At 57.4% G+C, this 12,155-nt stretch carries 7 protein-coding genes; all 7 read right to left on the bottom strand.

Annotated features, from left to right (window positions below; genetic code table 11):
• Positions 1 to 816: 816 nt before the first annotated feature.
• Genes AC6RNO_RS10880 through AC6RNO_RS10850 form a run of 7 tightly spaced genes read right to left on the bottom strand, consistent with a single transcriptional unit; the run spans position 817 to position 12,107 of the window.
• The gene (locus AC6RNO_RS10880; RefSeq protein ID WP_497105457.1) at positions 817 to 3,180 is read right to left on the bottom strand and encodes a glycosyl hydrolase family 95 catalytic domain-containing protein; all 2,364 of its coding nucleotides are present in this window, start codon (positions 3,178 to 3,180) and stop codon (positions 817 to 819) included.
• A gap of 18 nt (positions 3,181 to 3,198) precedes the next feature.
• Positions 3,199 to 4,635: a DUF5605 domain-containing protein gene (locus AC6RNO_RS10875; protein ID WP_497105515.1), complete on the bottom strand. Its 1,437-nt coding sequence runs from the start codon at positions 4,633 to 4,635 to the stop codon at positions 3,199 to 3,201.
• Positions 4,636 to 4,684: 49 nt separating this feature from the next.
• Complete coding sequence (locus AC6RNO_RS10870) at positions 4,685 to 6,118, bottom strand: DUF5060 domain-containing protein (protein ID WP_497105456.1); 1,434 nt, start codon at positions 6,116 to 6,118, stop codon at positions 4,685 to 4,687.
• Between the two features lie 21 nt (positions 6,119 to 6,139).
• Positions 6,140 to 7,033 (bottom strand): carbohydrate ABC transporter permease, encoded by an 894-nt coding sequence (locus AC6RNO_RS10865; RefSeq protein ID WP_488438558.1) that lies wholly within the window; start codon positions 7,031 to 7,033, stop codon positions 6,140 to 6,142.
• A complete protein-coding gene (locus tag AC6RNO_RS10860; RefSeq protein WP_497105455.1) occupies positions 7,030 to 8,010 on the bottom strand; it encodes an ABC transporter permease subunit in 981 nt (326 codons plus the stop codon). The genes AC6RNO_RS10865 and AC6RNO_RS10860 overlap by 4 nt, the downstream gene beginning before the upstream one ends.
• Positions 7,997 to 10,969: an extracellular solute-binding protein gene (locus AC6RNO_RS10855; protein ID WP_497105454.1), complete on the bottom strand. Its 2,973-nt coding sequence runs from the start codon at positions 10,967 to 10,969 to the stop codon at positions 7,997 to 7,999. The genes AC6RNO_RS10860 and AC6RNO_RS10855 overlap by 14 nt, the downstream gene beginning before the upstream one ends.
• A 16-nt stretch (positions 10,970 to 10,985) precedes the next feature.
• The gene (locus tag AC6RNO_RS10850) at positions 10,986 to 12,107 is read right to left on the bottom strand and encodes a sn-glycerol-3-phosphate ABC transporter ATP-binding protein UgpC (RefSeq protein ID WP_497105453.1); all 1,122 of its coding nucleotides are present in this window, start codon (positions 12,105 to 12,107) and stop codon (positions 10,986 to 10,988) included.
• Positions 12,108 to 12,155: the final 48 nt, after the last annotated feature.

Below are 12,155 nucleotides of genomic sequence, written 5' to 3'. Positions count from 1 at the left end.
TGTCAAGGTTTGTAGATCATTGGCGGAAAAAATTTTGAAGAAATAATTTCTGAATTTAGTCATAACTACTGGTGATTGAACTACCGGGAGACGTTAGCGCAATAAAGCAGCCGCAGTCTGAGACTTTATTTTTCAAGTCATAGACTGCGGCTGTCTTAACTTTAGGGTGAGTTTAATACTTAGTAGGATCAACAATTTCAGTCTAAAATTATATTTTCTACGAACACTTGGCGGATGAGCGGACTGTGGCTGGGTGTTGCATTCTTTTGGCGGTATATGGGGGGATAGGGGCAGAGTGAAGCTACTTAGGGGCGTTTAACGGTGGAATGACCATTCAGGTGTTTGTTTTCGCTGCAAAAGTCGGCACGGACCCTTGCTGTTCGGCGTGGCAGCTCAAAAAACCTGCAATTGTGCAGACTTTGGCCATGGAAATGGGCTGTTTTTGGGAAAAGCCTGCAATTGTGCAGGAATTTTCGATCAAAACGGGCCTGGGCCCTGCATATGAGCGAAAAACCTGCACTTTTGCAGGAATGGACCGGGGCAGGTGCAGGAAAGGAGCAAAAACCTGCACTTTCGCAGGCTTTTTACGTCCGCGCTACCGTAGCGGGCTGTCCGGCGTCGCCGGAGGCACGCCCGCCCCAGCGGGCAAAGCCCGGCGGGACGCCAGCGTGCTGCCGCAGCGGCGGGCTGTCCGGCGTCGCCGAAGGCACGCCCGCCCCAGCGGGCAAAGCCCGGCGTCCGCCAGCGCGCTACCGCAGCCGCAGGCCGACCGCCCTACCGGCGACACGCCTAGGCGCTCCGGTCCCGGCCCCCGGCCTACATATTCGTCGCCATGTTTGCCGTTTCCAGCTGTGTTTGCCGGCTGGCCGTCAGCACGTAGGTTTTGCCTGAGACGGCTTCGAACGTGACCGTGCAGTCTCCCGCAATGGCGGTTTCGACCGGCATCCCGTCCGATTCAACCGCGAGAGGCGCCTGCGGCCGTCTGCATACGACTGTGCAGGGCCGGCTTTTCGCCGCGCGGATGACGCAGCGGGTCAGCCGGCCTTCCGCCCACTCGATGTCGACGCCGCAGCCCCCTCGGGCGCGCAGCCCGCTGATTCGGCCCTGCTGCCAGTCCCCCGGCAGAGCCGGGAGCAGCGTGATTTCCCCGCGGTGCGACTGCAGAAGCATCTCCGCGATGCCTGCCGTACCGCCGAAATTGCCGTCGATTTGGAACGGCGGATGGTTGTCGAACATGTTCGGCAATGTCGAGTTGGACAGAAGCGCCCGCAGATGCTCGTAAGACTTGTTCCCCTCCTCCAGCCGCGCGAAAAAGTTGACGATCCAGGCCCGGCTCCAGCCCGTGTGGCCGCTTCCGGCTTCCAGCCTGCGCTCCAACGTGCGCCTGGCCGCCTGCGCCCATTCCGGGGTATGGCGCACATGGATGATCTCGCCGGGATGCAGCGCGAACAAGTGGGAAATATGCCGGTGGCCCGGATGCACCTCGTCCCAGTCCTTCACCCACTCCTGCAGCTGCCCGTATTTGCCGATTTGCGGCGGAGGCAGCTTGCGCAGCACGCGTTCCCATTCGCCCCGGACCGCTTCATCCATTTGCAGCAGGCCGGAAGCCTCGAGGCAGGCGCTGAACAACGTGTACACAATCTGCGTGTCCATCGAAGGGCCTATGGTCAGACAGCCTACGCTTCCATCGGCGCCGATGAATTTATTTTCGGGTGAGGTGGAAGGCCCCGTGATGAGACGCCCCTGTTCGTCCTCGAACAAGTAGTCCAGGAAAAACTCCGCCGCCTCCTTCATAGCGGGATACGCCCGTTCGCGCAGGAAGCTTTCGTCCATGCCGTACCGGTAATGCTCCCAAAGATGCAGGGTAAGCCACGCGGCCCCCATCGGCCATATCGAGCCCGGCATGAAATTGCCTTCGATTTGGGTCGCTCCCCACATATCGGTATTGTGGTGCGCGACGAACCCCCGGCAGCCGTACACTTTTTGCGCCGTTTTCCTGCCGTTCACGCGCATGCGGTCGATCAGATCGAACAGCGGCTCATGGCATTCCGGCAAATTGCACATTTCCGCGTGCCAGTAGTTCATTTCCGTATTGATATTGATCGTGTATTTGGACTCCCACGGCGGGGTAAAGCTCTCATTCCAAATGCCCTGCAAATTCGCGGGATTGGAGCCGGGCCGGGAAGAAGCCATCAGCAAATAGCGGCCGTATTGAAAATAAAGGGCGATGAGCCCCGGGTCCCGGCCGCCTTCCCGGAACCGCGCAAGCCGGGCATCGGTCGGCAGCGCTTCGGCTTCGCCGGCCGTCTCCTCGGCCCGGCCGAGCTCCAACTGCACGCGCCGCAGCTTGGCGGCATGATCCGCTACGTGGTCCTGCTTCACCCGTTCGTAACCTTTGCCCGCAGCTTGCTCCAACTGCCGGACGCATTCCGCTTTCGGATCGGCATGCCGGAATGAGGTCGCCGCCGCGATATAAATCGTTACGGCCTCGGCCTCAACGGTCAGAAAATCGCCGATCGCATTCACCGACCCGCCGTCCGGAACGGCTTTTACCGCAGCGCAGTAGGCGACTCCGTCCCTGCCGTTCACTCCGCTCATCACGAGCGTATCGCTCGCGATCTTTTGCGTGCCTTCGTCAAACGGCCTGCGGCTCAAATGCATGCGCAAGTTCAACTTGCCCGGCCGGTCGCACGTAATCCGCACGGCCATCACCTGATCGACCGCGCTGCTGAGCAGTTCCCGCACATGCCGGACGTCGTTCAGACAATAGCTGACATGGGCGAGCCCCTGCTCGATATCCAAATCTCTGTAATAATTGGAAATCATCTTTTTTTCGCCATCGTGGTAAATTTGAAAATCCCCGAGCGGCTGGTACGGATGCAGCGATTTGGGAATCGACATCATCCCTGCCTGCGCCAGCTCTTCCGCTTCGATCTGCTTGCCTTTCATCAGCAGCCGGCGCACTTCCGGAAAATAGCGCAAACCCTCCGGATTGTCCCCTTCGACAGGCCCGCCGTACCAGACCGAATCTTCGTTCAATTGCAGCCTTTCGTGATTGACTTTGCCGAAAATCATGGCGCCGAGCCGCCCGTTGCCGATCGGCAGCGCTTCGGTCCACGCTTTGGCCGGCTTTTCATACCACAGCTTCATGCTGCGGGGGGATTTCCACCAATGTTCCATTGACATCGCTCCTTTTCATCATGCTAATTTGGGAAATGAATCGGACACTTTTTGAATGCGCAAAGCGTAATAAAGCTGTGCCGGCAAATCGATCCGGAAACGTCCGGCAAACGAGCTGCCAAGCGGCGTGACAGTCATGTTCCACGTATCGATCAGATCCGCCCTGTACGTCCCTTCGGGAAGCGAAAATTCGCGGCAGGCAAACCGGTGCGGGCCAAAATATTGCAAATAATATTCGCCCTTCACGACCAGTGTGGCCGCATCGTAACTATCGGTGCTGTATGCCGCATGCTCCGGCGCTTCCGCAAGAATGGCCTGCAAAAATGCGATTCGCGCCGCGCTCTTTCCCTGAAGCTCGCCGCCGTGCGAGTACCAAAGCTGCGGGCCGAGGCAAGCCTCCCCGTGAGTCACATAGCCCCCTCGGCAAGTCCCTTCCCAAATGAGGCAGACGAGCTCTTCGGGAGTCAAGCTGCCCCAGCGGGCGACCAGATTTCCTTCATACCCGCAATCATCGATGACCGCCGGCTTGCCGAATTGCTTGGTGCATTCCGAAACGGCGAACGCATCGGCCTGCCGAATGCTCGCATGCGTAACCCATGGCGCGCCAAAATCGTACTGCATCCCGCCGGTATGGATAGAGCGCAAATGCCTGCCGCTGTCGCACTCCTGCACGATCCGGAACAAGCGCCGCCAATCGCCCTCATGCTTGTGCTCCATCGAATCGCAGCCGTTCGCGAGCGACCACCATACGTTGCGGAATGCGGCAAGTCTTGCAACGGCATAGCGCACATAACGGTCGTCGGCTTCCGCAGGCATCCGGTCGAATCCCCACCGCCCGCCGTCATGCGGATGAAACAGAATAAGCTCCGCCTGGATGCCCAAATCGGCCAAAGCCTGCACCCGATTTTCCAAATGGGCGAAATATTCGGGGCGCGGCCTCGCATCATCGAATCCCTTTTCCGGCGAACCTTCAAAAGGATAGCCGTCCGCCCCCGGCAGATTGAACGGATCGCATTTCGGAAAAATGCACATCCGGACTTTGTTGAAAGGCGAGCGTGCGAGCGTCCGCAGCGTCCGCTTTTGCACCTCATCGTCCTGCAGATGCCATACATGGCAGGTCGTGCCGACCGGCGCAAACCGCGTGCCGTCCGCATACTGAAAATGCGCGTCATCCTTGACTCTGACGGGACCGCGGTTGCCGGGCGAAGGAGGGGTGCACATAAATTGCCCTGCAATGCCGTCAAAACCGGCATAATCGCTTGACGTACGAAACGTCCAGAGCCCTTCTTCTTCCGGCATAAACCGGATGCGGTATTTGCCCCCGCCGTCATAAAAGCCTTCGGCTTCCGCATAGCTCCCGCCGCCGGAGAACTCGGCGCAAAGCCGTACATCCGCGAACGGATTCCCATGCGTAAGACCGTCCAGCGTCAGCTCGAACATCCCCCAGCGCTCCACATCCCTCGTAAAATTCAGAGCGGCCGCCTCCTTTCGGGTTTCATTTTGTTCATACCTTGACAATGCGCAGCGCCATATACGGTTTTCCCGGAAGCTCGATTCTGCTCCCCCCGCAGAAAACGCCCTCCAGAGGCGTGATGCTCATGTTCCATGCATCGATCAGCTCGATGCGGCAGGACGCGTCCTCCTGAAGATCGACGTATGCGTATGCAGGCTGGCGGCGGCCGAAATAAAGCAGCTTGTACGTCCCTTCCCGCGCGGCTTCGATCCAGTCCGCAGGACCTTCCTCCATCACGCTCCGCAGGAATGCGATTCTCGTCACGCTTTCCCCGTACAGCTTGCCCCCGGAGGATATCCACGCTCTCGTCTCCCGGCCGATAAACGACTCGCCATGCCCGACAAAACCGCCCCGCGTCAGCCCCTCCCAAAACCGGTGGGTCAGCTCTTCCCCGGAAATGTTGCCCCAGCGCCTGGAATGATCGCCCTCGTACGAAATTTCGTCGATGACGACCGGTTTGGCGACCGTTTCCCGCCAGCTTGCCGTCAGCTCCGCATCCCAATGCTGGATGCTTTGATGCGTAATCCACGGCTTGGAAAAATCGTACAAATTGGACGATTTGTACATTTTCGTGCCGTTGTGGATCGACCGCAGATGCTGATACGGATCGTACCGCTGTGTCAATTGCAGGAGCCGGTCCCAGTCTGCAACCGTTTTGTCCGCGTTGAAATCGTACTCGTTGCACAGCGACCACCACACGTTGCGAAAAGAGGCCAGCCTCGCGATCACATAGCGCAAGTAAAAAGCATCCGTCTCCGCGTCCATGTTGTCGACGCCCCAATATCCTTTGTCGTAGGGGTGAAACAGGACCAGATCGGCTTCGATGCCGAGCTCCAGCAAATCGCCGATGCGCCGCTCCAAATGGGCAAAAAATGCGGGATTGAAGCGGCTTTTGTCCACATCCTCCGGACTTGAGCCGGCGAAAGCGAGCCGCAGCGGAGGCTGCATATCCCTGGTCGGCAGCAGGCACATTCGCACTTTGTTGAACGGGGAGCTTTGCAGCGACTGCAGCGTAAGATCCTCCAGCAGCTCGCTCCCATGATGTGTCCAATGATAGCAGGTCGTTCCGAACGGCCAGTAGGGCGTTCCGTCCTCGTACGCGAACAAGTGCCGGCCCTTGACCCGCACCGGACCATGGTTGCCCGCGGGCGGCGGCACGCAGACGAATTCGCCGGCATATCCGTCAAGCTCGCTGCGGTTGCTGCGCGTCACATACCTCCACACGCCCGGCCGGTCCGGCATGAAGCGGACGCGGTACGTGCCGTCTCCATCATAGAAGCCGTCGGGCTCGACGACGAGATTCCTGTATTGAAAGCGGGCGGACAACCGAACCTCCTGAAACGGGTTGCCTTCGGAAGGGCCCTGCAAGGACAGCTCGAACCGCCCCCACTGCTCCACTTCCGGCAAGTTTTGCCGTACATCCATCGACACAATCCCCCCTGGTCGTTATTTGATTCCCGAATGCGCCATCGTGGCGATCACTTTGCTCTGGAACACGAGGAACATGATCAGGTTCGGCAAAAACAGCAGGAGCGCGGCCGCAGCCGCGGCGCCCTGCCTGGCCACGCTGTTCGCCATCCCGCTGGTCAGCGTCTCCACGTAGAACGGGAACGTTTTCATCGTTTCATTTTGCATATAGAACGTGGATGTGTCGGCATTTTTCCAGGCGGAGTCGAACGCGATGATCCCTATCGTCGCCACCGCCGGCATCAGCAGCGGCATGACAATCCGCAAAAACAGCGTATGCTCCTTGGCTCCGTCCATGCGCGCGGAATCCAGCAATTCGTCCGGAAGCTGGTCGATGAACTGCTTCATCAGAAAGACGCCGGTCGGCACCGCGACGAGCGGCAGAACGTGCCCCCAATACGTGTCGAAAATGTGCAGCTTGCTGACGATCAAATATTTCGGAATTTCCACGGTTTCCGGCACGAAGACGAGTGTCAGCAAAATCGTCCCGAACACCAGCTTGTGGCCGGGGAATTTGTGCTTGGAAATCGGATAGGCGCACATGGCGCTCGTAAATGTGATCAGAAAGACGGCCAGTGCCGTCACGATCAGGCTGTTGAACAAATAGCGGCTGACCGGAACCGCCGTGCTTTTGGTCGTCGCCAGCAGCTCGACGAAATTTTGCAAGGAAGGCTCCCGGGCAAAAATCGTAGGCGGATAGATGAAAAGCTCCTGATACGGCTTCAACGCGTGATTGAAGATGTAGACGATCGGCAGCAGCATGAAGACGCTCAGCAGCACGAGCAAAATCGCGGCAAACGTCTCGAACGGGCTCAACCGGCGAAATCCCATCCGTCTGCGCCACAGATCGATTTTTCTTAGCGCAAGTTTCATGCTTCGTCCTCCTTCGTGCCGAACAGCTTCCAGCTCAGCTTTTGGGCAAAATAGACGATCGTCAGCAAACATACCGTCAGCGCCGTCGCATATCCGAGCTCAAACCGCTTTAAGCCGTAGTCGTCGATGTGCGTCGTAATCATGTGACCGGCGTATTCCGGCGTCGGATTCATCCCGGACAGCGCCGTTCCGATCGAGGACATCTGGATTGCCCCGACGATCGCCATGACAGCGCCGAACAGCATTTGCGGCTTGGTCGACGGAATCGTAATGTACCACACTTCCTCCAGCCTGCTGCGGATGCCGTCCAGCCGCCCCGCTTCGTACAGCTCGGGGTTCACGTTCAGGATGCCCGCCAGCATGCCGAGAAAGCCGATCCCCATGCTTTTCCAGAGCGAGACGACAACCATGGAGGCCATCAGATGCTCTTTGCTCGTCACCCATGCGACCGGTTCGCCGATCAGGCTGAGTTTGAGCAAAAAGCTGTTCAAATAGCCGATTCTGTCGCTGGAAAGCAGCGGCGTCCAAATAATGCTCATGGCGACCAGGCTGGCCAGGGACGGGGTGTACATCGCCAGCGTAAACCATTTGCGGTAGACGGCGGGCAAAATCGAAATCAGCCAGGCCAGCAAAAAGGCGCACGCATATCCCCCGGGCCCGATGATCAGCGCAAACGAAAGGGTGTTCGGCAGCGCGTATTTGATCAAAATCAAATCCTGCGACAGCATGTAGCGGAAATTGTCCCAGCCGACGAAATGCGGCGGTTCGATCGCATTGTAATACGTGAAGCTAAGCGCTAATGCGGCGAGCACCGGAATTAAAATAAAGATGGCAAAACAGATGACGAAAGGCGCGATGAACAAATAGGAGATGCGGTACGCCCAGATCGTCTTTAAAGCCGCGAACAGCCTGTTTTTCCGGATTTTCACGGGAGCAAGCGGCCTCTGCTGAATCGCTTGCGCATCACTTTTCAACATATTTATCCACCCCTTCCCACGGCTGTGTAATCGTCGGCAAATTCAGCGACCGCACCATGCTCCCGTTCTGATCGATAAAGCGGAACTCCTGCATTTTCCTCTGAACCTCCCGGTCCACTTCCTTGATCGCCGTTTCCAGCGAAGTGCGGTAATTTTCCCCGCCGATGACGGTTCGCGTCCAGGCGTTTTTGATTTCCCGCTCCATGTAATAGCTGCCCGGCACTTTGGCAATGTCCCGGAACCAGCGCCATTGCTGCAAAATGGCTTGCAGATCGTCGGCTTTCCACGGCAGCCTCACGAACGCGTCGACGTTGGACGTATACCAGCGAAACGTTACGCCATTGAGCGTTTCCAGATCCGTTCCGTACTTTTCCTGCACTTCCTCGGACATCCACCATTTGAGGAATTCCCAGCTTTCCTGCGGCTTCTTCGTCTGCTTGAAGATCGCCGAGGCGAGCATATCTCCGCCGTTGCCGCCCGTCCAGCGGACGACCGTTCCGTCATCCTGGCGGACGCCGGGAATCGGCGCCACTCCCCACAAGCCGTTCAGCTCGGGAGCCGCGACGGTCAATTGCAGGTACGCGTTCAAATCGGCAATGCCGATCGGATACGAGCCGTCCCGGAAATGCGCGTAAAAGCTTTCCGATTTTTGATCGATGCCGTATTTGTTTTGCAAATCGGTCCACTGCTTGAACGCATCGAACCCTTTTTCCGCGCCCAGTCCCGTCCTCGTTCCGTCCTTCGTGTAATATTCCGCCCCGTGCATCTGCAAAAATATGCTGTGCTCGACAGGCGTGAAGTTCATGCCGTTTTGCTGAAGAATCGGAAGCATCCGGTATACGTCGTCCCAGGTATCGGGTACCTTTAGGCCGAGCCGCTGCAAAATATCTTTCCGATAAAACATGACGGAGAACGTCTGCGTCTCCGGAACGGCATAGTAGCCGCCGTCATAATAGTAAGCCAGCCACGCGCCCGGGGTGAATCTCCGGTACACCTCGTCGAAATCCGGGAATTGCTTGAGATCGTAGATGCCGCCCCGGATCGCATAGTCGAACGGCGTATCGTGCGGCAGCCCCAGGCCGACGTCGGGAGCAATCCCGGCGGCGTTCATCAACAGCAGCAGCTTATCGTCTTTTAGCAGATTGACCTTCACTTTAATGCCGGTTTGCGGCGTAAACATATCGTCCGCCATGCCCTGCAGCAAGTTGACGTAGTCCCGCCCGCGGTTCATCCACACGTTCAGCACTTTGTCGTCCGCTGCGTTCGATTTGGGTTCCGTTTGAAAAGAATTGAAAAAGTTGATGAAGGAACCTTCCACTTTTTCCATAAAAGTCGCTTCCAGCTTCGGGAACGGCTTGCCGGCCGGAACGACCGCAATGCGGTCGAGCTGGAGCGGCTGAAAGCCGAGCTGGCCGATGAGATCGGACAGCTTGCTTTGCATTTTGTTGAAGCGCCCGGCATCGTAAGGAATCTCATCGGGATTTTTCAGCAGCGTTTCGATATCTTTGCCGACGGTGACCAGCCCTTGGGAAACCGAATCCGGTCGCCCGTTGATCGCGATCAACCGGTCCCGGGTCGCCGCAAGCTGATCTTGCAGCTGTCGGAGCTGCTCGATAAAGCCGGGCAAATCTTTTTTCAGATCCCAGGTCCGGTTTTTATCGTCGACCCCGCCGGTCAGCGTGCGCAAATCGCCGGACAGTTTCGTCAACGTATCCGTGGCGCGATTCATATCGCCGACAATCGGGATGACGGGAGCTTGCGTAACGCGCATCGAAATCGTGTTGGCCCCTTTTTGCAAATAAAACTCGTAGGCGTTGCCCTGATCGTCGGCCAGCGGCGTCCCTTTCCAGTTCGACGCATAGGAGAAACGATACGCTTTCAGCTCGGCGAACGGCACTTTGCCGTTGATCAAAATCGAGCGGAACGACGAGCGGTTGGACACGAACGACTGCTGCTGGCGCAGAGCGATGGTATAGTAGCCGGTTTCCGGCACATCGAAGTTCCAGCTGATTTCCTGATTGCCCGACGCCCAGTGGTTGCCGTCAATCGTATTGTAAGTCATTTTGCCCCGCACATAAGGGCTGTTCGCAATATCGTTGTCAAAAGCGAGCGCGATGGAAGAATCGTTCTTCCATGCGACCTGCTCCGCTTCGATGATGATCGGATCGGCCTGTACGGGAGCCGCCTCCTTGGGCAATCCGCTCCTGACGGTCCGGTAATCGGCCGCAAGCTCCGGCGCTTTGAACGCAATCGACTCCAGCGCGAACGGATCGCTGCCGGACAGGCGGATCGTATGCTTGCCGGGCGTCAGCTTCCAAAGCAGTGCGTCCGAATAAGCGCCGGACAAATCGCGCAGCTCCCACGTCAGCCAGCCGGAAATGTCCTCGGCCACCGGCCGTATTTCGTCCCCGTTGTCATCCTTGCGGACCGGCATTTTGTCCTTCCAGTGCCTGTACAGCTGGATCGACTTGGATTCCACGAACGGTGCGGCGCCGTCGACCGTTAAGTTCAGCGAAATCGGCTTGCGGTTTTTCGTGTCGACGAACGGATGGTACGACAAGTCGATGGCATACAAACCGCCCTGTGCGACGCTCAGCTCGTATTCGATCCATTCGTCGCCTTTGGCGTTCCAGACCAATACGCCGTTCTTCCCGCCGTACGACCCGACGGAAACGTGGGCATTGTCCGAGCGGCCGCTCAGCTTCGCTCCCTGAACGGTCAGCCCGCCGCCACGGGCGGGAGCCGCCCCCTCCTTCTGCCACTGCTCCAGCACTTCGGAGTAATAGGGCTCCAGCTTTTGAGATTTATGGTCGGACGAATCCGATCCGGCAGCCCGCGTGTTCGCTGCCGCTGCGCCGCCGTCAACCGCCAGGCCGGGAAACGCCGGACCCAGCACCAGCACAAGTGCAAGCAGGATCGTCATCCATACCCTTGCTTGATAAAACACCTTCAACTCCATCCCCCCGCCATACTGCTTAGTATGATAAGTTTTCCGTGGAATCTTTATCGAAAAACAGCGCTTTCTGCATATCGAGTGTCAAAACAAGCTTTTCGTTTTCCGTAAACGCATGATCGGCCTGGGCTCTGACTATGAGCAAATTCGGCATGCCGATGTCCAAATACACATACATATCCGCCCCCATCAATTCGTTCAGCTTCTGAATGCCGGCGATTTGCGCATGGGGATTGGCTTCGTGTAAGGCCGGGTCCAAATGGATATGCTCGCAGCGAATGCCAAGCAAAACGGTTCGATCGACTTTTTTCTTTTTTTTCAACAAGTCCGATTGATGCGCCGGGATTTTCAGGTAATACCGGTTCGTGTGGAATTCCAGCGAGCCGTCCGCACCCTCGATTATTTTTCCTTCGATAAAATTAATCGGCGGCGTCCCGATAAATCCGGCCACGAACGTATTCCGCGGATTGTTGTAGATCGTCTTGGGCGAATCCACCTGCTGGATGATCCCGTCCTTCATGACGACAATGCGGTGCCCCATCGTCATCGCTTCGACCTGGTCGTGCGTCACGTACACCATCGTGACGCCGAGTTTTTTTTGCAGCGCGATGATCTCCGTCCGCATTTGGACTCTCAGCTTGGCGTCCAGGTTGGACAGCGGCTCATCCATCAAAAAAACGGACGGATTGCGCACGATCGCCCGGCCCAGCGCCACGCGCTGCCGCTGCCCGCCGGAGAGCTGCCTTGGCTTGCGGTCGAGAAAAGGCTCGATTTCCAAAATTCGCGACGTCTTTTTGACCGCCTGGTCGATTTCATGTTTCGCCATTTTCCGCAGGCGCAAGCCGAATGCGATGTTTTCGTATACGCTCATGTTCGGATACAAAGCGTAGTTCTGAAACACCATGGCGATATCCCGGTCTTTCGGCGGCAAATGGTTAACCAGCTTATCTCCGATATACAGCTCGCCCGAAGTAATGTCCTCAAGGCCGGCGATCATCCGCAGCGTCGTCGATTTGCCGCAGCCGGAAGGACCTACCATGACGATAAACTCTCCGTCCTGAATATCCAGATCGAAATCTTTCACGGCGTAAGCTCGTTCTTTGCCGAAACGTTTTTCCACATGTTTTAGAAGTATTCGCCCCATTGCAGCACCTCCCATAGTGTTCTTTTCAAGCCCGAATGACAGCGATTT

The sequence above is a fragment of the Paenibacillus sp. sgz302190 genome, assembly GCF_059820445.1.
The sequence above is the reverse complement of the archived record's forward strand: the minus strand, read 5'-3'. Positions and strand labels throughout refer to the sequence as shown.

Bases quoted from the DNA above. Each gene is read 5' to 3' on its own strand.
- AC6RNO_RS10880 (WP_497105457.1), bottom strand. From the start codon at position 3,180: ATGGAACATTGGTGGAAATCCCCCCGCAGCATGAAGCTGTGGTATGAA.
- AC6RNO_RS10870 (WP_497105456.1), bottom strand. From the start codon at position 6,118: ATGGATGTACGGCAAAACTTGCCGGAAGTGGAGCAGTGGGGGCGGTTC.
- AC6RNO_RS10865 (WP_488438558.1), bottom strand. From the start codon at position 7,033: ATGAAACTTGCGCTAAGAAAAATCGATCTGTGGCGCAGACGGATGGGA.
- AC6RNO_RS10860 (WP_497105455.1), bottom strand. From the start codon at position 8,010: ATGTTGAAAAGTGATGCGCAAGCGATTCAGCAGAGGCCGCTTGCTCCC.
- AC6RNO_RS10855 (WP_497105454.1), bottom strand. From the start codon at position 10,969: ATGGAGTTGAAGGTGTTTTATCAAGCAAGGGTATGGATGACGATCCTG.
- AC6RNO_RS10850 (WP_497105453.1), bottom strand. From the start codon at position 12,107: ATGGGGCGAATACTTCTAAAACATGTGGAAAAACGTTTCGGCAAAGAA.